The 21,260-nt window shown below is 44.9% G+C and carries 23 protein-coding genes and 2 pseudogenes; 14 read left to right on the top strand and 11 right to left on the bottom strand.

Going from position 1 to position 21,260, the window contains the following annotated elements; translation table 11 throughout:
* The first annotated feature begins 98 nt into the window (after positions 1-98).
* Positions 99-503 carry a hypothetical protein gene (locus AC3FZD_RS14290; protein ID WP_488736680.1) on the top strand — a complete coding sequence of 135 codons (405 nt, stop codon included), beginning with the start codon at positions 99-101 and terminating at the stop codon, positions 501-503.
* Between the two features lie 185 nt (positions 504-688).
* Here the strand turns inward: AC3FZD_RS14290 and AC3FZD_RS14285 are convergent, their stop codons facing one another.
* Entirely contained in the window at positions 689-1,111 is a 423-nt protein-coding gene (locus AC3FZD_RS14285) for a hypothetical protein (protein ID WP_488736679.1), read from the bottom strand.
* A gap of 25 nt (positions 1,112-1,136) precedes the next feature.
* Here AC3FZD_RS14285 and AC3FZD_RS14280 point away from each other — a divergent pair, with 25 nt between their 5' ends.
* Positions 1,137-2,330 (top strand): NB-ARC domain-containing protein, encoded by a 1,194-nt coding sequence (locus AC3FZD_RS14280; protein WP_488736678.1) that lies wholly within the window; start codon positions 1,137-1,139, stop codon positions 2,328-2,330.
* 96 nt (positions 2,331-2,426) lie between these two features.
* Here AC3FZD_RS14280 and AC3FZD_RS14275 read toward each other — a convergent pair whose 3' ends face one another.
* On the bottom strand, positions 2,427-2,570 hold the full coding sequence (locus tag AC3FZD_RS14275; RefSeq protein ID WP_488736677.1) for a hypothetical protein: 144 nt from the start codon (positions 2,568-2,570) through the stop codon (positions 2,427-2,429).
* A 38-nt stretch (positions 2,571-2,608) separates the two neighbouring features.
* Here AC3FZD_RS14275 and AC3FZD_RS14270 point away from each other — a divergent pair.
* Positions 2,609-3,109 (top strand): annotated as a pseudogene (locus tag AC3FZD_RS14270) (extracellular solute-binding protein); the annotation flags it as partial.
* A 100-nt stretch (positions 3,110-3,209) separates the two neighbouring features.
* Here AC3FZD_RS14270 and AC3FZD_RS14265 read toward each other — a convergent pair.
* Entirely contained in the window at positions 3,210-3,653 is a 444-nt protein-coding gene (locus AC3FZD_RS14265) for a retroviral-like aspartic protease family protein (protein WP_488736676.1), read from the bottom strand.
* A gap of 149 nt (positions 3,654-3,802) precedes the next feature.
* Between AC3FZD_RS14265 and AC3FZD_RS14260 the strand changes: the two genes are divergently transcribed.
* Positions 3,803-4,051, top strand: a complete 249-nt coding sequence (locus AC3FZD_RS14260; protein ID WP_488736675.1) for a TOBE domain-containing protein — start codon at positions 3,803-3,805, stop codon at positions 4,049-4,051.
* Here the strand turns inward: AC3FZD_RS14260 and AC3FZD_RS14255 are convergent.
* Together AC3FZD_RS14255 and AC3FZD_RS14250 are read right to left on the bottom strand one after the other, a co-directional pair.
* Complete coding sequence (locus AC3FZD_RS14255; protein ID WP_488736674.1) at positions 4,048-4,515, bottom strand: adenylyltransferase/cytidyltransferase family protein; 468 nt, start codon at positions 4,513-4,515, stop codon at positions 4,048-4,050. The genes AC3FZD_RS14260 and AC3FZD_RS14255 overlap by 4 nt on opposite strands.
* A gap of 113 nt (positions 4,516-4,628) precedes the next feature.
* Positions 4,629-4,958, bottom strand: coding sequence for a sll0565 family protein (locus tag AC3FZD_RS14250; protein ID WP_488736673.1), 330 nt, complete (start codon positions 4,956-4,958; stop codon positions 4,629-4,631).
* A 71-nt stretch (positions 4,959-5,029) separates the two neighbouring features.
* Here AC3FZD_RS14250 and AC3FZD_RS14245 point away from each other — a divergent pair, with 71 nt between their 5' ends.
* Positions 5,030-5,308: a DUF6439 family protein gene (locus AC3FZD_RS14245; RefSeq protein WP_488736672.1), complete on the top strand. Its 279-nt coding sequence runs from the start codon at positions 5,030-5,032 to the stop codon at positions 5,306-5,308.
* Positions 5,309-5,313: 5 nt separating this feature from the next.
* Here AC3FZD_RS14245 and AC3FZD_RS14240 read toward each other — a convergent pair whose 3' ends face one another.
* Complete coding sequence (locus AC3FZD_RS14240) at positions 5,314-5,760, bottom strand: ATP-binding protein (protein ID WP_488736671.1); 447 nt, start codon at positions 5,758-5,760, stop codon at positions 5,314-5,316.
* 546 nt (positions 5,761-6,306) lie between these two features.
* On the opposite strand from AC3FZD_RS14240, the gene AC3FZD_RS14235 reads away from it, so the two are divergent.
* Entirely contained in the window at positions 6,307-7,530 is a 1,224-nt protein-coding gene (locus AC3FZD_RS14235) for a M20 metallopeptidase family protein (RefSeq protein ID WP_488736670.1), read from the top strand.
* Positions 7,531-7,604: 74 nt separating this feature from the next.
* On the opposite strand, the gene tsaE is transcribed toward AC3FZD_RS14235, so the two are convergent.
* Positions 7,605-8,102, bottom strand: coding sequence for a tRNA (adenosine(37)-N6)-threonylcarbamoyltransferase complex ATPase subunit type 1 TsaE (gene tsaE, locus AC3FZD_RS14230; RefSeq protein WP_488736669.1), 498 nt, complete (start codon positions 8,100-8,102; stop codon positions 7,605-7,607).
* 27 nt (positions 8,103-8,129) lie between these two features.
* On the bottom strand, positions 8,130-8,774 hold the full coding sequence (gene hisIE / locus AC3FZD_RS14225; protein ID WP_488736668.1) for a bifunctional phosphoribosyl-AMP cyclohydrolase/phosphoribosyl-ATP diphosphatase HisIE: 645 nt from the start codon (positions 8,772-8,774) through the stop codon (positions 8,130-8,132).
* 202 nt (positions 8,775-8,976) lie between these two features.
* On the opposite strand from hisIE, the gene hemL reads away from it, so the two are divergent.
* Both hemL and AC3FZD_RS14215 read left to right on the top strand, forming a co-directional pair.
* A complete protein-coding gene (hemL, locus tag AC3FZD_RS14220; RefSeq protein WP_488736667.1) occupies positions 8,977-10,275 on the top strand; it encodes a glutamate-1-semialdehyde 2,1-aminomutase in 1,299 nt (432 codons plus the stop codon).
* 640 nt (positions 10,276-10,915) lie between these two features.
* Complete coding sequence (locus AC3FZD_RS14215) at positions 10,916-12,163, top strand: ABC transporter ATP-binding protein (RefSeq protein ID WP_488740348.1); 1,248 nt, start codon at positions 10,916-10,918, stop codon at positions 12,161-12,163.
* Here AC3FZD_RS14215 and AC3FZD_RS14210 read toward each other — a convergent pair.
* Both AC3FZD_RS14210 and AC3FZD_RS14205 read right to left on the bottom strand, forming a co-directional pair.
* The gene (locus AC3FZD_RS14210) at positions 12,160-13,623 is read right to left on the bottom strand and encodes a sulfotransferase family protein (RefSeq protein ID WP_488736666.1); all 1,464 of its coding nucleotides are present in this window, start codon (positions 13,621-13,623) and stop codon (positions 12,160-12,162) included. The genes AC3FZD_RS14215 and AC3FZD_RS14210 overlap by 4 nt on opposite strands.
* Positions 13,624-13,648: 25 nt before the next feature.
* On the bottom strand, positions 13,649-14,518 hold the full coding sequence (locus AC3FZD_RS14205) for a sulfotransferase (protein ID WP_488736665.1): 870 nt from the start codon (positions 14,516-14,518) through the stop codon (positions 13,649-13,651).
* Between the two features lie 199 nt (positions 14,519-14,717).
* Here AC3FZD_RS14205 and AC3FZD_RS14200 point away from each other — a divergent pair, with 199 nt between their 5' ends.
* The 3 genes from AC3FZD_RS14200 to AC3FZD_RS14190 are packed head-to-tail and all read left to right on the top strand — an operon-like array spanning position 14,718 to position 16,596.
* Entirely contained in the window at positions 14,718-15,446 is a 729-nt protein-coding gene (locus AC3FZD_RS14200) for an armadillo-type fold-containing protein (protein ID WP_488736664.1), read from the top strand.
* A 9-nt stretch (positions 15,447-15,455) separates the two neighbouring features.
* The gene (locus AC3FZD_RS14195; RefSeq protein WP_488736663.1) at positions 15,456-16,226 is read left to right on the top strand and encodes a DUF1350 family protein; all 771 of its coding nucleotides are present in this window, start codon (positions 15,456-15,458) and stop codon (positions 16,224-16,226) included.
* 49 nt (positions 16,227-16,275) lie between these two features.
* Complete coding sequence (locus tag AC3FZD_RS14190) at positions 16,276-16,596, top strand: nucleotidyltransferase family protein (protein ID WP_488736662.1); 321 nt, start codon at positions 16,276-16,278, stop codon at positions 16,594-16,596.
* Between the two features lie 224 nt (positions 16,597-16,820).
* Here AC3FZD_RS14190 and AC3FZD_RS14185 read toward each other — a convergent pair.
* Positions 16,821-17,513: pseudogene (locus tag AC3FZD_RS14185) on the bottom strand (Uma2 family endonuclease); the annotation flags it as partial.
* 132 nt (positions 17,514-17,645) lie between these two features.
* On the opposite strand from AC3FZD_RS14185, the gene AC3FZD_RS14180 reads away from it, so the two are divergent.
* From AC3FZD_RS14180 to AC3FZD_RS14170, 3 genes are all read left to right on the top strand, one after another.
* Positions 17,646-19,127 carry a cobyrinic acid a,c-diamide synthase CobB gene (locus tag AC3FZD_RS14180; RefSeq protein WP_488736661.1) on the top strand — a complete coding sequence of 494 codons (1,482 nt, stop codon included), beginning with the start codon at positions 17,646-17,648 and terminating at the stop codon, positions 19,125-19,127.
* A gap of 2 nt (positions 19,128-19,129) precedes the next feature.
* Positions 19,130-20,299, top strand: a complete 1,170-nt coding sequence (locus AC3FZD_RS14175; protein WP_488736660.1) for an NAD(P)/FAD-dependent oxidoreductase — start codon at positions 19,130-19,132, stop codon at positions 20,297-20,299.
* A gap of 65 nt (positions 20,300-20,364) precedes the next feature.
* On the top strand, positions 20,365-21,186 hold the full coding sequence (locus AC3FZD_RS14170; protein WP_488736659.1) for a squalene/phytoene synthase family protein: 822 nt from the start codon (positions 20,365-20,367) through the stop codon (positions 21,184-21,186).
* Positions 21,187-21,260 lie beyond the last annotated feature (74 nt).

Raw genomic sequence — 21,260 nt, 5'->3', positions numbered from 1 at the left:
GAGAGGGGGGTATGGCGACTCCCTGAATATCTCTGATGCCTTAGCACGATAAGCGATCGCACATCCGACAATTCGATTGCTACCATTGAGGTAACAGGGTGTTAACTGACAGGATACAGGCGATCGCTATGACAGAAACCGTTGTGGCTCGAAAAGTTAAGTTGGCCGATTTAAAAGAACAGTTTAACCTTCAATATACAGATGATGAGTCCGTTTTTTCAGAATGGCAAGAATCATTGCCTCCTCTAGATGAAGCTGAACGACAGGCTCTCGATCGGGTTAAACGCAACTATCTGTATTTGCTCGAATATCCAGTGATGGAAAGTATTGTCAAAATGGTGGTGCTTTCACCCCTTTTGAAAGTATTGAGAACAGAAACATCGGCGAATGAAATCTATTATATTCGATCCAATTTGTTTTCATTATTGAATCAGGGTAACGACTTATATCGGGTGTTGCAAGTGTTGAAGCGGTTAGGTCAGTTGGCGATCGCTCTTTCGTAACTGTTCATTCTGAGATAGTCAATCTCTTTGATCATCGATAAACCGCCCAATCATGGATTTTGGGATCTACTTCTAATACGACACGCCATTTCATAGGGTTTGACTCTCAAACTTAATCCTGGGGATATTTTACCGCGATCGCAACGACAACCCCCGGTTGGAGAGTAAAAGTTTGTGTTCAAGTATTATTTATACCCTTTAAGCGCTTGCTCTATCAAAAATTTCGCAGCGTTTAATCCCATTTTTGCACCACTCACCATATGTCCATGTCCTTGAGGGAAAAGCCCAAAAACATTCAATCCCATTTTTGTGATTTGAATACCAGTTTTGAGCCTCTCTAATATTCTCCGTTCTGGTACATAAATCCAATCCCAATAATCGTCTAGATCTCGATAACCTACTTCCTGCACCGCTAATTCAGGAGTTTCTCCCCAACTATAGATCAGGAAACGATTCTCCATAATAGGACAGCCTAACTCCTGCAAATGTGGATACATGACATAAACTTGTATATTCCCATCCCGTAATTGTACATTCTGATCCCATAAAGGTGGCAATTTAAGTAGAATTGCAGGATGGGGTATCATATTTCTGGAAGATATTGCCAAAAACTATCATCGCAGTAAGTCCCATGTGAAGAATAGTGCTTCTGAGTTATGGCAGCTCTTATCTAAGATTGTGGAAGAAGAGGTTAAACAATCTAATGTGCGATCGATTTTAGAAAGAAAGGCATTATCAGGCATTTATAATAATCATGGTTCGCAGATTGTAGGTTATATTAATAGTCCTATCAATATTTGTGGGGAAAAATACCACGATCTAGACTCCAATAAAGAGGATGTGACTCCTTTAGAACCCTTCATTGACCTAACTGAAGCCCCGGAATTAACCTACTTTTACAACAGAGTGTCCGAATGTTCTCTCCTCAAACAATGGATGATTGAGGAAAAAGCTCGCTTAGTAACCCTTTATGGTTTAAGTGGAATTGGGAAAAGTGCGATCGCCCTCAAGGTTATTGAGGAGATCAAAACTGACTTTGATTATATTATCTGGCAAAATTTAACCCCGGAGACTACCTTATCTGAATTAAAAATAAAACTTAAACAATTTTTCTGGCGATCGCAAACTACTACATTTTCTCAAGTGATGGAATATTTGCGTGCGTTTCGTTGTTTGATCGTTCTTGATGACGTGCAAAATATTTTTCAAAAGGGTCAACTTGCTGGTGAATATTTAACAGAAAGTCAAGACTATAGTGGATTTTTTAAACAAATTGCTAGGACATCTCATCAAAGTTGTTTACTCCTTATCAGCAAAGAAAAACCTAGAGAACTGTCTATGTTAGAACGAGAAGGACGTTCAACTCACGCATTACCTCTCAAAGGGTTAGACTCTCAAGCTGAGGAATTATTAAGACAACACAGGTTAGAGGATCAAGAGTATTGGTCTGAGTTAATTGAGCTGTACCAAGGTCATCCTTCCTGGTTAAATATCATTTCATCTACGATACTGGAGTTATTTGGCGGTAGGGTGTCTTTGTTTCTCAAAAATCAAAATCCAGTCTTTTTGGGTGATTTAGAGCCTATGCTGCAATCTGACTTAGACCGGTTATCACCATTAGAAAAAAAAGTGATCTTTTGGATGGCAGATCAAGAAGAAGCTATGGATGTTGCTCAAGATTATGATGATAATGCTTTTTCTCGGTCTGAGTTATGGCAATCTGTGCAATCTTTAGTGCGTCGAGGTTTAGTAGAAGAAGAAATACAAGAAGCGAAAGTTATTTTCAAGGCTAATCCAATATTTAAACCCTATATAAACGTGCGGTAATTCGTAGCCTATCATTGTAGGGTGGGCAAGAAAGAGTTATAAAATTGGATACAATTACCCTCTTTTCCTGCCCACCCCTACCCCCTACAAAAACAGCTATTCAGAGACTAAAGTCTGAACCCAATCCCTAAAAATTTGCAAGGCTTGACTACTTCCATAAGCTTCACTTTGCTGGACAGATTGATTGACCCATTCAATGATGGGAAAATTGGGAAAAGTAGGACTTTGATTTGATGTCACATACTTTCCATTTTGTAAGACTTTAATTTCTAATTCATTTTCAGAATGGAAAAGCGGCTTTTTTACGCAACTGGCCCTATGTGTATTCCCTGGCTGTGGATTCGGAATTGGCGGGCAAATTTGCGATTAAACCGATGATGCATACCCCCGGAAATAACGGTGGCGCTTGTCTGGGGGGGTGGGGTTTGGGCATTTCTCAGTCGTCTCAACATGCCGATGAAGCTTGGCAAGTAATTGAGTATTTTAACCAGCCAGATGTACAGCGCCAATATTTTCAGGAAACCGGATATGTCCCCGCCAGGCGATCGCTCTTTTATGATGGTCAATTAATTACCGAATCTAATTATCTACCCCGGTTGCTTCCGGTTCTCGATAACTCCGTTCTGCGTCCTCCCATTCCCCAATATGCCCAAGCTTCTGACATTCTGCAACGCTATCTGAGTGCCGCCTTAACCGGTCGAGAAACGCCCCAGAGAGCCATGGAAATGGCAGCAAAAGAAACTCGCGCCCTCTTGCTCAGAGGGAAAATATCGCAATGAGTCGAGAAGTTGTGCCCTCATCCCCTAACCCCTTCTCCCACAGGAGAAGAGGCGCAAAAGAAAGCGGGTAGGGTGGGCAGGAGAATCAGCACTATCAGCCTTACAAAATTGTTAAATAAGTATCTATTGAATCGTCGGGCAACAGCTTCAACTTCTGATTCTTTAAATCTAACTCTATCCCCAATGTTTCCAAAGGAACCACCCCAATTAACGGCTCCCTGCCTCCGGGTAATTCCAAACATTCAAACGTCCCCTCACGCCCCATGATACAAATAGATGCATCACGAAAGATTCGTGCTTTACTTAATCCCGTGGCTGTGGCGACATTCACTTCCTTGAGCAATTCCAATCCTAAAGTGGCAATCACATCTGAAGGTAAACATAATAACGTAGCTCCCGTATCCACGAGAACCTCCGTCAGTGTCATCGAGCGCACTTCTTCTGGAGTAATATACCCTCGCGTTGCCGCAGACTGATCGGCGCGATTGGCTACTTTTAAGGTCGTTTCAATTTTCCCCATGGGGGTTTTAGTGGATGGATTCATAACGTTTTCTCTCTTACACTACCTTAATGATGACTACTGAGTGGGCATAAAAATTAGTCATATTATTCAACTTTAACAAAAATAGCCTGCCCCCCCTAGGATAAAATCGATGAAAGCAACCACAGAAATCATGACCCCGAGTAATAGTTTTGGGTATTCGTCTGGAGAATATTCAGATGACTCGAAAGAATAGCAAGAAATCGGTGGAAGGAACGGTTTATTGGGTGGAAGATTTGGGTAAAGAATGGTTGCTGAGTGTGCGTATTGCGGGATCGGATAAAACCCTGCGATCGCTCATTCCAGGCGATCGACCGTTTTCTACGGAGCGAGTTAGGTTAAGATTACCCCAAAGAGTTATGCATTGGTTTGATGTGGACAATAGAGATCGCCTATCTTAACCTCCGTTGCTCAAAATCTTGTGAATCATTCCACTGGTAGAGGTGGCTACTTCCATCTGAATCAGTTCTAGACGACAACCACAGGCTCTAACGGCTGGCATTTCCGGTAAGGTTTCCGGGGTATAGTCTCCTCCTTTGGCATAGATATCGGGTTGGAGGGTTTCAATCAGGGGAATAGCGGTCAAAGAGTCAAAAATGACAACTGCATCGACGGGTTTTAAGCCCATCACCAGTTCTGCCCGTTGGGCTTCCGGTACGATGGGGCGATCGGGTTTAAGATTACGGACAGAGCGATCGCTATTAATGCCGACGATCAGCGATCGCCCTAACCCTTTTGCCTGTTGTAAATAGCGTAAATGACCAATATGCAGTAAGTCAAAGCAGCCATTTGTCAGTACCAATGGCCGCCATTTTTCAGCGTTTTCTGTAATTTGGGTTTGAAGTTCCTGAAGGGTATAGTGCATTTCTAAATAAAAAATAAACAGTTGCCCTCATCCCCCAACCCCTTCTCCCACGGGAGCAGGGGCAAAGTCCCTCTCCTCTGGGAGAGGGATATAGGGAGAGAGCTATACATCACTTATCTTCTCAACCACCAATGTAGACCCCAGCCGATCGCAAAGCCTAATCCTCCAAACCTCACCGCTTGCCAAAAGGGTTCTTTTACAGTTAACCACGAAAGCAGACGGCTTTCTAGCTCCACTTCTAAAACGGCCAGTTGTTGCTTAATTTGCTTAAGTTCCGTTTGCAGTTGTCCTAAGCGTTCCTGAAGATGCTGTTGTTGCTGCTGTCCTTCCTTAACTTGGGTATACCGTTGTTTGAGACTCGATACACTATCTTCTAAGTCCATCAAGCTCTGTTCCCAGTTAGGTTGGGGATCGTTGTCAGAGGAGGGGGAGCGATCGGCCATAGGGGAACTAGGAAAACCCTCTTTCGGTTAAAATCAAGAACAACGGTATTTTATCAAGATTATCTGCCCTTATGTCTAATCTTTCCACAGTAGATACCCCGATCGCCGATCGCCTCTCAGATCTCAGCACCTTAGAGATCGCCCAAATTCTAGCGCAACGGTTGGCCATTTCTTCAGCCGATTGGCATAAACTCAAGTCTAACCGTACAGCCAGGGCCCAAGAACAGGCGATCGCCGCTCTTATTTTCCTATTAAAAAACCAAAAAGAAGAAGCGCTTCCTAGACTGCAACAAGCCACCGGTTGGCTCGATCGCTCCATCAGCGCTCCTCCTTGTCCAGATCATCACTAAATTAATTATCGCCAACTTTTGCACAGTCGCAGTTCCCGGTCTTCCGGAGACCACTGCACTTGATCGAAAATCTGGTGGAGAATAAACAAACCCCGTCCACATTCGGCTTCATGTTCCGGAAGATTAGCCGAGTCTATAGGGATACAGGAACACTCATTCCTGTTTTGATCCGTACTTTGACAGCCTTGATCGGAAATTACCCACCAATGATGGCCTTCCGATACCGAAAACCGCACATAAACTTGTTTCCCTGGATCGAGATTATTACCATGTTTAGCCGCATTTACCAGAGCTTCTTGTAGTCCGAGTCTAACCTGTTCTTGCCAGTCAGGAGGCACATGGGAAGGGATGTGAGTGAGGAGTAGATCGAGAATGGGACACAGGTATAAAGTAGACGCAAAACTAATGGTATTCCATTGTTTGCGTACTGGACGAGGTGAAATAGCAATCACAACTTCAAATCCTTAATCATTACAAGGGGACAGTATCTGAGGGTTTCAAATCAAGATTTGAAAACCAGACGATCTGAGTGTAAATGGCGTTAACGTCAACCTAATCTTCACGATTCATAAGAAATTAAAAGTTTTTGCTGTATTAAAACAATTTTTGGTCGGGGCAATTGCTCAGGGTTTAATTTACACTTGAGTTTTCCATTTGCTTCACCTCAATAGGGAGTAATATGGGGTTAACAATTGCTTCAGAAAAGATGAAATAAAGTTTTTCTATTACCTGATTATATCAAAACTGTCCTTAAAAAACATCCGTGTAACAGATATATCCTGTTTTCTGCAAGAATCAGGAACAGACTCTCCTGGCCAGTTATACTAAGATTAGGGATTTTTTTCCTTACTTAATCCTGGTCTCGATAATTATCCACGAATGGCTTGTTCAGTCAGTGCATCTCACTCAGTCCAACTTAAATAAGTGGTTATGCTTGACAGGTATGTTCTCAATATCACTTTAATTCTTACGTTTTTTCTTTCCAGGGAATCTCTAATATGATTTCATCCACCCTTGTTCCTCCCTCTGTCAATCTTGAGTCGGTTAGACTCGAAATCCGAGCATTACAGCCCGAACTGGTTAAATGGCGAAGACAAATTCATCAATATCCTGAACTCGGTTTTGAAGAGCATTTAACCTCAGCATTGGTCTCGAAACTGCTGACTCAATGGGGAATTGAGCATCAGACTGGGATTGCTGGAACCGGTATTGTCGCCACCATTAGCGGCCAAACCCCTGGCCCCGTTTTAGCCATTCGCGCTGATATGGATGCCCTACCCATTAATGAACTCAATCAAGTCCCGTATCGATCGCAACATGAGGGTAAAATGCACGCCTGCGGCCATGACGGGCACACGGCGATCGCCCTAGGAACCGCCCGCTATTTAGCCCAACACCAGCGAAACTTTTCCGGAACCCTAAAAATCATTTTCCAGCCCGCAGAGGAAGGGCCAGGGGGCGCTAAACCGATGATCGAAGCTGGGGTGCTAAAAAATCCCGATGTAGATGCCCTCATCGGTTTACATCTGTGGAACTCTCTACCCATGGGCAAAGTTGCCGTTCGCAGCGGCCCCTTTATGGCCGCCGTCGAATCCTTCAAACTCCTGATTATGGGCAAAGGCGGCCATGGAGCTATGCCTCATCAAACCATAGATTCAATTATCGTCAGCGCTCAAATTGTCAATGGCCTGCAAACGATTGTCTCCCGCAATGTCGATCCTTTAAAATCAGCCGTCGTTACCCTCGGCGAACTCCATGCCGGAACTCGCCATAATGTGATTGCCGATACCGCCAAACTTAGTGGAACCGTTCGCTATTACGATCGCCAATTGCAAGGCTATCTACAACAGCGCATCGAGCAAACCATAGCCGGAATCTGTCAGATCCATGGAGCCACCTACGATCTCAACTATTGGCGACAATATCCCGCCGTAATCAACGATCGCCGCATCGCCAACTTTGTATATTCTGTCGCTCAAGAAGTCGTCGAAACCTCCGATCAACTCCTACCCGACTATCAAACCCTAGCGGCCGAAGATGTCGCCTTCTTCCTAGAAGAAGTTCCTGGATGCTACTTCTTCCTCGGTTCAGCCAACCCAGAACGAGATCTCGCCTATCCCCATCACCATCCCCGCTTTGACTTTGACGAAATTGTATTACAGATGGGGGTAGAACTGTTTGTGCGCTGCGCCGAGGAATTTGGCAGGCGTTATCCGCTCTAGTGGGATGGGGGGATGGGAAGATGGGGAGATGGGGGATGGCACTATACCTGTTCCCTATTCTCCCTTCCCAAAAATCAGTAAGATAAGCGAACCTGGAAAGATTGATCCTCTTCAGACAGCGCCTCTAGAGCAGCAATAGCTAACGGCCCTTTTGCCCACAACTCGACCCGTCTTTGATCTCCTTGATAGCTCAGATCCAAAATTAACACCTCTGGGGGAGAATAAGGCAACTTTTCTGCCCATTCAATAGCGACAATACCCAAGGGCACTTCTACCCCTTCCCAATATAATTCTGGATTGAGGCTAGGCACTTGGGCAGGGCTGAGGCGATAGAGATCGAAATGGTAGAGGGGTACTCTGCCATCAGCATATTCATTAATCAGGGTAAAGGTGGGGCTATCAATCAGATCCTCAATCCCCAATCCCTTGCCGAGTCCCTGAATCAATGTTGTTTTACCCGTACCCAAATCCCCATTGAGGAGGACTACGCTTCCAGGGGCGAGAATTTGACCGAGTTTAATCCCCAATTCGTCGGTTGCTTTTGCATCGGGTAGGTCAAGAGAAAGATGCATGGTTAAAAAATAATTGAAAGAATGGAGTTAACGGCGACGCTGTTGCAGTTGTCGATAAACCGCTTTTAAGGGCACACCATGATAAGAAAGGGCCACCAAAGTGTGATAGAACAAATCTGCCACTTCTGAAGCAATGGACTCTGGATCGTCATCCTTACAGGCCATAACCACTTCGGCCATTTCTTCACCCACTTTCTTTAAGATCTTGTTGTCTCCATCGGCCAATAATTTACAAGTGTAGGATTCTGGTGTAGGATGATCGCGGCGATCGCAAATTACCTCATAGACTTGAGAGAGCATATCGGCAGGGGGGGCAGCAATGGTTCCTTCCACCTGATGAAAACAACTGCGCTCTCCAGTATGACAAGCAATATCACCGATTTGTTCGACTCCAATGAGCAGAGCATCGCTATCACAATCATAACGAAGCGATCGCACCTTCTGGAGATGGCCGGAGGTTTCCCCCTTATGCCACAACTGGGAACGGGAGCGACTCCAAAACCAGGTTTCCCCCGTCTCTAGGGTTTTTTGTAGCGATTCTTGATTCATCCAAGCCATCATTAACACCGTGCCATCGAGAGCATCTTGAACAATGGCAGGGACTAATCCTCGATCGTTATACTGAATGCGATCGACAGGAATCGCTTGGGACGGAAAAGACTCAACAGACATAAAAATTAACCAATTTCCCCAACAAACAACAGATCGCTTGCAGAGATTGAAAACCTTGTAAGCATCCTTACCCAATATTACCCCTTCTGCAACGGAGGAAGTAACGAAGGGACTAACTTTTAGTGTAATCTAACCCTTATTGCTAAAAAACAACTTAAGCGTTTAACCCAAAATCATCCGTATTTTTGCCAAGGAGATCGCCTTGACTGCAACCACACTAAACACCACCAAATCCCAAGAAATCTTTACCGCCGCCCAAACCCTCATGCCTGGAGGCGTAAGCTCTCCGGTGCGGGCTTTTAAATCCGTTGGCGGCCAACCCATCGTTTTTGACCGGGTAAATGGAGCCTATATCTGGGATGTTGATGGCAACCAATATATCGATTATGTAGGCACTTGGGGCCCCGCCATTTGCGGTCATGCCCACCCAGATGTCATTAAAGCGCTGCACGAATCCCTAGAAAAAGGAACCAGCTTTGGCGCTCCCTGTGCCCAAGAAAACATCCTTGCGGAAATGGTCATTAATGCCGTTCCCAGCATTGAAATGGTTCGGTTTGTCAACTCTGGAACCGAAGCCTGTATGTCCGTCCTCCGACTGATGCGAGCCTTCACTGGACGGGAAAAAATTATTAAATTTGAAGGCTGCTACCATGGCCATGCTGATATGTTCCTGGTGAAAGCCGGTTCTGGAGTCGCTACCCTAGGCCTGCCCGACTCTCCTGGAGTGCCTAAATCCACCACCGCCAATACCCTCACTGCCCCCTACAATGACCTAGAAGCGGTGAAAGCCCTCTTTAATGAAAATCCAGACCAAATTGCCGGAGTCATCCTAGAGCCGGTTGTTGGGAACTCTGGCTTTATTCCCCCTGATGCCGGATTTTTAGAAGGATTGCGCCTGCTGACCCAAGAACATGGGGCCCTGCTGGTGTTTGATGAAGTGATGACCGGATTTCGGATTGCCTACGGTGGAGCGCAAGAGAAATTTGGAGTGACTCCCGATTTGACCACCTTGGGTAAAGTGATTGGTGGGGGATTGCCCGTGGGAGCCTATGGCGGTCGTAAGGATATTATGTCGTTAGTGGCTCCGGCTGGCCCCATGTACCAAGCGGGAACTCTATCGGGAAATCCCTTAGCAATGACGGCTGGGATTAAAACCCTAGAAATCTTGAACAAGGATGGTCAGTATGAATATTTGGAGAAGATTACCAAAAAACTAATTGATGGCTTGCTCTCTATTGCCAAAGAAACTGGCCATGAGGCTTGTGGCGGCTCCATTAGTGCTATGTTTGGCTTCTTCTTTACGGCTGGCCCAGTTCATAATTTTGGCGATGCTAAACAGTCGGATACGGCTAAGTTTGGCCGCTTCCATCGGGGTATGTTGGAGCAGGGGATTTATCTGGCTCCTTCTCAGTTTGAGGCTGGATTTACGTCTTTGGCCCATACAGAGGCAGATATTGAGAAAACCTTAGAAGCAGCTCGTAAAGTGATGAGTTCTCTTTAGGGGTTGCATGATGTTGTGGTAGGGGCAGGTTTGAAACCTGCCCCTATTACAATACTGTTTTATAGCTTTCTTGTTACCTCTTTAGCTAGTGTCCTTACGCTTTTTTTCCGTTCTCGGTAATACGCCTCGACTGCTGCGTTTAGTTTGGTCTGCTAGTCCCCTCTGGTTGTCCTTATCTTTGCTGACTACTCTGAGTGCTTCTATATTGCCAGCCGTACAGCTTTATCTAGGTAAGCTGATTATCGATCTCATCATTAATGCGATTGAACAGCCGAGTTCCCAATGGTCTCCTATCTTTATCTTGGTTTTTGCGGTCTTTGCTTTACATCTGTTGAGTGATAGTCTGAAGTCATTATCGAGCTATACGGATCAAATTTTAGGCGATCGCTTCAATCTCTATGCCAGTCAGCTCCTGCTCAAGCAAGCGGTTTACCTGGATTTAGCCCATTATGAACTACCTGAATTTTACGATCTCTTAAGTCGGGCCCAACAAAGCGGTAGCACCTATCCAGTGCGTGCCCTCATCTATTTCACTACTTTTCTGGGCCAAACCCTGAAATTATTGACTCTATTGGGCCTAATCATCAGTTTTAGTCCCCTGGCCACGATCATATTAGTGCTGAGTTCCTTTCCCGCATTTATGATTAGTGTACAATTTTCGGGGAGGCGGTTTAAGATTCTTCGCAAACAAACTCAAAATGGGCGGTTTGCTGATTATTTACAGCGTATTTTAACCCATCAAGATTTCGTCAAAGAAATTCGTCTGTTTAATTTAAGCGATCACTTGTTAGAAAAATGGCGACAGATTCGTTGGGAGTTTAATACGGAAGCGGAAGAAATGTCCCGTCAGCAAGTTTTTGCGATGATTAGTTCTAATCTAATTTCTAAAGTTGGATTTTATTTTACCTATGTTTGGATTGTTATAGCCACCCTCAGTAGTGAAATTACCCTAGGTTCTTTAACGATGTATTCGGGGGCGTTCCGTCAATCACAAACTGCCATTCAAGGATTGTTAGAAGAAATTGCTAAATTGTATGAAGGGAATCTTTATGTGAGTCAATTTTTTGATTTTCTAGCCCTTAAAGCTTATGTCAAAAATCCGCCCAATCCACAACCCTTTCCCTATCCTGTCTGCCAGGGATTAACATTCAAGAATGTTAGTTTCACTTACTTAGGAGCCAGCAAACCGACTTTAAAAAATATTAATTTATCGATTGCCCCAGGGGAAAGTATTGCTTTAGTGGGTAGGAATGGAGCAGGAAAAACGACCTTGCTCAAATTATTAACTCGGTTTTATGATGTTACTTCTGGAGAAATTCTGATTGATAATATTCCGATCGCCCAATTGGATCTGAAGGAATTACGGCAGAATATTGGGGTGATTTTCCAAGATTTTGCCCGTTATCATTTGAGTGTGAGTGATAATATTGGTTTTGGAAATATTCAAGAATATGATAATCGAGATCGAATTGAGAAAGCCGGGGTTGATGCAGGGGCTGATAGTGTGATTGAAGGATTAGAAAATGGTTATGAAACTCTGTTAGGAAAAATTTTTCCAGGGGGACGTGAATTGTCGGGGGGACAATGGCAAAAAGTGGGGTTAGCGCGGGCGTTTATGACTCCAGCACAAATCCTGATTTTGGATGAGCCGACGGCTGCTTTAGATGCGATCGCCGAATATGATTTATTTCAGCGTTTCCGTAAATTAGCCGCCGGTAAAATTACGTTATTGGTCAGTCACCGATTTTCTACAGTCCGTATGGCTGATCGAATCGTTGTTATGGAAAACGGCTCCATCCAAGAAATGGGTAGCCATGAGCAACTGATGGATTTGAATGGCATGTATGCCCATATGTTCCGGCTACAATCCTCTAGTTATGAGACTTAAATCACAGTTGCATCAATCACTTTAGCATCAGCATTGAGCATTGCTTCTAAAGCGGATTTCTTTTTCACATAGGGAAAGGGTTGGTCAACTGGGGGATATCCGAGAAAGGGACAGAGTTTTTCCCACCCTTCTCCGGTAGTGATGTTCAAAACAAGCAAGGATTCTGGGCGATCGCGGAAATAGTTAAGGGTGTTATGATAATGGCAGTCATAAACATAGGCCATACGATCGCGGTTAAACTCATAGCAACCATAGACCGTACTCCGCAGAAAACGACGTAATTTCATCTCAATCTCTCGACCCATCATAGACTCATCATCAAAGGCTGGCTTATTATCATAATGCTTCTCCATAGAAACAAGCCATTCTTCCTTATCCCGGATCGTTAAAATAAACTTACTCCCTGGAAAGAGCTTATCTAACTGGGGATAAAATGCTGACACGACAATATCCGTAATCCCATCAAAATACTGGAGGAGAGAAAACTGATAATAGCCTTCCATTAATTCTCGACAAATGGTTTCATCTTTGGGATAATGAATCACTTTCAAGCCTAAAAGATGTAAGGCACTGGTTAAACTTTTGGTTCCCGTGCGACTCAAACCAATACCAAACACTTTATAGGGAGATTTCGCTGCTTCTGGAGGTTCAATCGAACCACCACCGAGTTTCACTAATTCCCATGACCATACTTTTTGGGTTTGTTGGTTAACCTCTTCATAAGTGAGTTCTCCTTGCTCAGGTAAATCGAGACATGATACGGCTCTTTGGGCAATTTCAGGAAGACTCTGAATGTAAGTATCAATTACTTCTGGTGTAGCTTCTAGGGGTACAGCTTTTTCGGTTTCTTCTAAGGCCAACTGGGCAATTTGAAAATCAAGATCCTGAGAATGTTTTGCCCAATATTGCCGAGCTGCATCGAGTTGTCGGTGATTTTGATCGGTACGGCTGCGTAATTGACGCAAGGAGAGTTTAGCATAGACATGATGATAATACTGAAAGTGGTCATGTAAAATTCTAAAGCTCTTAAAGTGTTTTTTTGCCTTCATTTGTTGTAGGGCGAAAGACCGGAGGCTAGATTCGGGTCTTAATACATATTTTTGATCGTTTTCTGGGGGTTCAAGTTGCTGCATTAATTCAATCACATCACCACGAGTAATATGGACTCCTTGATGCACATGACCGCGAAACTTATCGACCACATAACAGTCTACATAGGGGAAATGATTGCGCTGAAGAAAATCGGTCATATCTTCTAGGATTAAGCAGTCCGCATCCATGAAGACGATAAAATCAGCCTGATAGTCGATCTCTAGCATTTTTTGTACAGCCGCAGAAAAGGGCTGTATGTTTTCAATGATATGAACCTGATGGGGTTGAATATTTTTTAGAGCTAAATTTAGGGCAATTTGACTGGTACGTTCACCGATTGTCCGAAAGACTAGATCGATTTTTTTCATAGTTTTTTGATGTATGTCTTGTTCGTTAAATATCCCATTGAAAGGGTTGATTGATTGAGCTTGCTAACCGATCGAACAATGCTTGTTGTTCTGGGGATAACTCCTGTTTCCACCGTAAATCTAAGCTAATTTTATGCTGATGATGTTGATAATAGTGACGATTAACCTCAGACATATTTTTGAGAAACTTAGGATCGGACTGCCCTTGATGGCGAGTCGCCCAAAATTGAGTTCCATTATTGCCACCTAAAAGGTGATATTCAGGATTGATTGGGTTTAATATTTGGGGTTCATAGGAGATATCCAAGAAACTACAGAGTAAAGGGAGAACCTTAGATGGATTGCTGGCCAGCTCTTCATAATGAAGGATCGTCTTAGGGCCAGAAAAGTCATTAAATAACTGTTGTGCTGCTTCAATTTTGGCGATCCAGGACTGGATAATCTCTTCTAGGGGGCGATTGGGATATTTGCGCCGATAGGAATTGACCACCGCTCGACCATCCCGTTGCAGAAAAATAAAAGAACAGCTTACTCCTTCTTGCTGTAAGCGAGAAGATTGTTGACGAATCCAATCGGCCTTGGAAGTCGAGTCAATCATCAGGGTTTTGCGCGTGCTGAAAACCTGGTGAATGCGTTGAGCTAGGTGTTCGTAGAGATCTCGTTCTGAATTGAGATCGAGATTCCCCCATATGGGACAGTTGGGCCCGCAAAATTTACAAAATCGTTTCCGTGAAGGAGCGTTTTCTTGGTCAATGTATTGACTTTTGTTGCCTTCTCCACAGAAAAAACTTTGACTATGATTGCCCAGTAAAATCCCTAACAGGGTAGAACCAGAATGGCCAGTTCCCCCGATAAAACAAACTTTTTGGTTGATACGGTTGTTCAATGCGGACACTAGGGAAGGGTTCAGTAGATAAAGATTTAAGTATCGGCATCATTCTAGAGCAATTTTGGGTGAAAAGATCTGCTCTTAGCATTGGAGAGAGATTAGGGTCTAAGGATTTTGATCTGAATTCCCTCTGAAGGTTAGGCAGACTCAGGTTAAGATAGACAGAGCAAATTATAAGCAACTATGGAAGGTAAAGGTTAACCTGATGAGGAAATCCCCATTTCAGGGGTCAGGAAGTTGGTTGTTTTTCCTCACCCTGATTGCTGTATTGATGGCTTGGAACTGGCGACTGGTGTTGGCAACTGGTTTAGGGATTACGATGATGGTAGTTCTGTATCGGCTGCAATCCTGGAATTGGGAACGGCAATGGGCCCAAATGCGACGCTGGGTGACTGGGCCGAATCGTCAGTTGGCGATCGCCGTTATGGGTGGTGGTGCTGTAACTTTAGTCACCTATATGGCGATCGCGGTGTGGATAGAGGCGGAAAATGGTTGGATCGCTGCCAGCCAAATCCTGGAAGGGTTGGGCATTTTAGCGATTTTAGGGCTTTTAGTGGGGCGATCGCTCTTTTCCCAGTCTCAGAAACAAGAACTCGAACTTGACCGGGTATTAATGGACTTGACACACCCAGAACCCCTACTGCGCTTGTTAGCGGTGCGTCGGGTGAATCGACTGCTCTATACTCGCTATGGACAACAGGAGTCGGGGATGATTTTTAATGCTCTACGATTGATGCTCAGTCGGGAGTCGGAGGGGGTGGTGCGCGATGCTCTTTTGGATAGTCTGAAGGGAATGCAATCTCCTTTATCTATGGATTCTATTCCTCGTCGTCCCCTGTCTATTCCTCTCAATCTTGAGTCTAAATCTTCACCAGCAAAACCAACCTTAAAATATCCCCAGTCTCCCCAACTGCGTCGTCGTCAGTCTTTGTAAGCTGAGTATATGAACTGGTTAGAGATTAATGACAATTGGGTATTACTACCTCCTAGACCGATCGCCGTGGTTCATTTTTTGGGCGGTGCGTTTATTGGTGCAGCGCCCCATGTGACCTATCGCTGGCTCTTGGAGGCGATCGCCAACCAAGGCTATATTATCGTCACCACCCCCTTTATCAATACCTTCGATCATTATCAAATTGCGCGATCGGTTCTAGAGCAATTTAATCACACCCTCAGTGAGCTAGAACGGTTAGGAAAACTGCGACGGCGCTATTTACCCCTTTACGGTTTAGGCCATAGTATGGGTTGTAAACTGCACCTGATCATCGGTAGTTTGCCCAAAATTAATCGCGCCGGAAATATTCTAATTGCCTATAATAATTATCCTGTTAATCAATCCATTCCTCTAGGTAAAGAACTCAATCTTTCCAGCCTGTTGCAACTGGAATTTACCCCCTCTCCAGAAGACACGGAAAAGTTGATCCAAAAAGACTATCAGATCCGGCGCAATCTCTTAATTCGCTTTCAGAAAGACGACATCGATCAAAGTGGCCGGTTAATTGAAATTTTGCAAGCCAAATTTGCGAATATGATCAGCTTACAAAGGCTTCCTGGTAATCATCTAACGCCCCTCGGACAGGATATTAATTGGCAAGCCGGAGCAGAGTTTAGCCCTTTAGATGCTATGGGGCAATGGATGAAACAGGAGTTTATTTATAAGGATATTACCCGGTTGAAAGCCGAAATTTTGCGATGGTTGAATCCAGCTTTCTAAGAAACCGGGTTTCTACACAAATGTAAAGATACAAGAAATGGAAGCAGTAATGAATCAATTAAAACGACTACGGACAAAGCAAGACCTAATGTCATCTATCTTGGCACACCGTGATAGGATTAAAACTTATGGGGTCAGAAGTTTTGGTGTGTTTGGATCGTTTCAGCGTGGGGAGGCAGATGATGAGAGTGATGTGGATGTTTTCGTGGTGTTTGAGCCAGAAGAAAAAACATTTCGGAATTTTATGGATCTCTGTTTCTTTCTAGAAGATTTGTTTGGGCGCAGGGTAGATTTGGTCACACCAGAATCCCTAAGTCCTCACTTCGGCGACAAGATTCTCCAGGAGGTGGAGTATGTCTGGCTCGCCTAGGGATTATTTACTGGATACTACCTCTCAACACTTGAGCGGCAGATACAGCGCTTCGCGCGGTAATGAGGTACAGTCGGAAAAGATCTCCCTAAATCCCCCTTAAAAAGGGGGACTTTTACTGCCCCCTTTTTTAAGGGGGGTTGGGGGGATCGAAATGTACCGCATAGCAGCGAAAACTGCTGTAAAGGGTGATCGCGAAGCGCCTGGGCAGGAGTATCGCCACCCATCTCTTGTAAAAACGGTGACTCTAAGATGTCTTCACCGGTAAACACTCGCGACTCATATAACCCATCAACCAGTACCAATAGGGTGACCCGATCCTTCATGGGGTCAACGATCCAATATTCCGGGATTCCCCTGGCTTGGTATTGTGACAATTTATAACGATAATCCCGGTTAATACTTCCTGGTGAGACAACTTCTACGACTAACTGAGGTGGTGGCATGTCTAAAGTTACCGTTGAACGACTGGCTCCCTCTAGGGCCTGCACTCCCTCGTCTGATACAGCAGTTTTCGCTGCTATGGGGTACATTTTGATCCCCCTAAATCCCCCTTAAAAAGGGGGACTTTCTGATTCCCCCCCTTTTTAAGGGGGGTTGGGGGGATCTTTTTCGGCTGTACCTCATTACCGCGTAAAGTGCTGTAAGATCGACAAATCGGGAATACGCACCGTTGGCTTCGTTCCACTGACAACAACCTCCGTCTTCACTCGCAGGCAGGGTTGAGCCACACCAACCTGAGAAAAGTAGATGAGTAACGCGATCGCAATCCGTTCATTCAGGTCACTCTCTGGAGCCATCCCGACTAATTCCCCATTCTCTAATTCATACAAGATATCAGTGTCGTTATCGTAGGATAGAAACTCTTCCAGACTCATGCTCTGAAGGGGTTTTATTGCCTCAACTGCAACTGTCATCTTCTGTTAATCTCCCAGAAAATATTGCTATCCCTTAGCTTAACACCGCCTGATTTTGGTATGAGGTGGTGTAAAATCCGAAATCGTGGAAAATAAACTGTTTAATTTTTAATTTTTAATTTTTAATTGATTATGGGATTAATCATTGCGGGCGATCGCTCCGGAGTAGGGAAAACAACTATTACCTTAGCGCTCTTGGCGAGTTTGCGAGAACAAGGGGTATCGGTGCAGTCGTTTAAAGTGGGGCCCGATTATATCGATCCCATGTTTCATACTTATATCACCGATCGCCCCTGCCGCAATTTAGATCCGGTGTTAACCTCTCCAGAATGGGTGCAAACCTGTTATTTTCAGCATCGGCAAACAGCAGATTGTGCCGTGGTAGAAGGGGTGATGGGGTTGTTTGATGGCTTGCCCTACAATTGTCATCCTGGTGATCCATTTTTTGGCTCTACCGCTCATGTCGCCAAACTGCTCAATTTACCGGTGATGCTGGTTTTAGATTGCGGAAGCATGTCTAATTCTGTAGCCGCGATCGCCCATGGCTTCCAAACCTTCAATCCCAGCATACCATTAGCCGGAATTGTGCTAAATCGGGTGGTGAGCGATCGCCATCAACAATACCTGGAAGCAGCCCTAGAACCCCTCAATCTGCCCATTTTAGGCGTATTTCCTCGTCAAACTCAAATTACCATCCCAGACCGCCATCTAGGGCTAATTCCGACGGCTGAATTACCCCAGTTGAACGAGATTTTAGACCGATTAGCCCATTTAGGAAAACATCATTTTAATTGGCAAAAGTTGCAGCAACTCTTAAAAGTCCCCCTTTCCAAGGGGGATTTAGGGGGATCGAATTCCTCTCTTAGGAGGGACGTGAAAGATCCCCCCCAACCCCCCCTTAAAAAAAGGGGGGGCAGTAAAAGTCCCCCTTTGCAAGGAAACGACTGTAAGCCCAAAGTCCGATTGGCGATCGCCCAAGATCCAGCTTTTAGCTTCTACTATGCCGATAACTTAGATATCTTGCAAAACCTAGGGGTAGAACTCGTTCCCTGGAGTCCTTTAAAGGATCGCACCCTTCCCCCAGATATCGATGGACTCTACTTTGGGGGCGGATTTCCAGAAATGTTCGCTGAAGAATTAGAGGAAAATCAAAGCGCTCGCCAAGCCATCTACCAAGCCATTGTAGCCGGACTACCCACCTATGCCGAATGTGGTGGTTTAATGGTCTTGTGCCAAACTCTCACCACCTTTGAAGGCAAAACCTGGGAAATGGTCGGAATTCTACCTTCTGATGTCACCATGGAGAAAAAGTTGACCCTTGGCTATCGACAAGCCACCGTCCTCAATGATAGTCCCTTAGTACAAGCCGGTACAACCCTTCAAGGCCATGAGTTTCACCGCTCCCAACTGACTCCCCCTTTCCCTAGGGGAGAGAAAGAAACTCTTCCCTTATTTCAATTAAAAGGATACGATCGCCATACGCTTGCAGTCAGCGAAGGATGGCAAATTTATAATCTTCATGCATCCTATCTCCATTTACACTGGGGCGATCGCCCAGACATTCCTCAGCGTTTTGTAGAGAAAATGTTGGCGTTTCGGGAAAAGTTGAGGTGAATATGGCAAAAATTTATGATTGGATCGTCATTGGGGCAGGCATTACCGGGATAGCTCTAGCGTATGAACTCAGTAAGTTTGGTTGCAAGGTACTGTTGTTAGATCGAAGCACTGATGGCGAACGGGCAACTCGTTATAGTTATGGGGGAGTCTTTTGGTATGGCACTTGCGGAGCAATGGGACAATTATTCCATGAAGGCAAAGCCAGACATGGGCAATTATCCGATGAGTTAGGCATGGATACGGAGTTTCGATCGGTGGATCTGCTACTTACCGTCCATCCGGGACAAGATGTGGAACAAACCATCGCCGCTTACGAGCAGATGGACGATCCCTTTAAGATCTTAACTCCCCAAGAAGCCGGTGAAATCGAACCTTTACTGAATCCAGAGGCGATCGTTTGTGCCTTAACCTTAGAGCAAGCTCAAGTTAATCCCATTCTCCTCAATCAAGCCTATCAACAAGCCCTGATCCGTCAAGGGGGAGTGATGAAAATGGGTGAAGTCCAGGAATTAGAACACCATCGGGATCGTTCCTATTCGGTAAGCACGTCTGAAGATACCTATCGAGGGAAAAACGCGGTCATTTGTGCCGGAGGATGGACTCGCCAACTGCTCAAACAAGCGGGAATTGATATTCCTATTTATTTTACCCATGCGGAACTGGTGGAAATTGCTGAACCGAACCATCGTTTAGCCACCTTTATTATGCCTTCCCAAAGCCGACTCTATCAGCTCGAAACTGATGCGAGTCGTCCAGAACTCGAACCCCTTTGGAATGAACCAGGACATGAGTTAGCCCCCGCCATTGTTGATACCAGTGCGGTACAATTTCAAGACGGTAGACTATTATTAGGACAATTGAGCCGCACCGTAACCGATCCCCATGCTCAGATTAATTCACACAAGAGCGAGCGAGAAATTCGCCAAAAAGTGGGACAATTCTTACCTGCCTTAGCCCAACAAGCGGGAGCCTGGCACTCTTGTTTAGTGGCGTTTGTCCATCAGAATTTTGCTCTGATGGGGGCTGTACCTAATCAAGAGGGGTTATATGTTTTTTCTGGGTTTACTGCTCCGATTACTTTGGTTCCGGCGATCGCCCCTCGCTTTGCTCGTCAGTTAACCGGTACTCCCGATCCCCTCTTGTCTGCATTTACCCTAAAACAGAGATAAATACTTGCTTGTCTGCCCTCAATGGATTATAAGCTAGTACAAGCCAAATGTGAGGAGTTGAACGGATGAATGGCCTTAAAAGTGCCTTAGAGATTTTGGAAGAAACGAGTCGGACGTTTTATATTCCGATTATCCGTCTTCCTCCTAATCTACAAGAAGCGGTGGCTTCTGCCTATTTATGTATGCGTGCCATTGATGAGATTGAAGATCATCCCACTTTGGAGAATGGGGTGAAAAGCCACATTTTGAGTCAGATGAGTTGGGGATTACAGGCTGGAGTAAATAATGGTACATTGGCACAAACTCGCTTAGATTGGGGTGTTTATGAGTCTGAGATTCCAGAGGTGAGTTTACGGTTATATGACTGGGCAACTTTAGCACCTGAAGATATTTCTCCGCGCATTTGGGATGCTACCGCAGCGATGGCAAATCGGATGGCAAATTGGGCTGAGTGTAACTGGAATGTGGTGACGGAGCGGGATTTGGATTGTTATACCTTTAGTGTGGCTGGGGCTGTGGGTTTGATGCTTTCTGATCTGTGGGCATGGTATGATGGGACACAAACGAACCGGATGGAGGCGATCGCCTTTGGACGAGGGTTGCAAGCGGTGAATATTCTCCGCAATCACCATGAGGATCTCCAGCGTGGGGTTAATTTTTTTCCTCAAGGTTGGACTTCTGCTCAGATGCAAACTTATGCCCGTCGGAATTTAGAGTTAGCTAATCAGTATACTGAATCATTGCCCCCTGGCCCAGCCCTAGAGTTTTGCAAGATTCCCCTAGCTTTAGCCCATGCTACCTTAGAAGTGTTGCAAACCGGAGAGGAAAAGCTCTCTCGCACTGCGGTATTGACGTTGATTGAGCAGATGACGAGTTCTAACAATTAACAATTAACAATTAACAATGATACGGGGAGGCGAAGAAGGAAAACAGCCTATTTCCATTCCCCTTTCCCCCCTAG

It is taken from the genome of Roseofilum sp. KMC-1, assembly GCF_057802075.1.
Note: the sequence above shows the minus strand (reverse complement) of the source record. Positions and strands in the feature narration are given on the sequence as shown.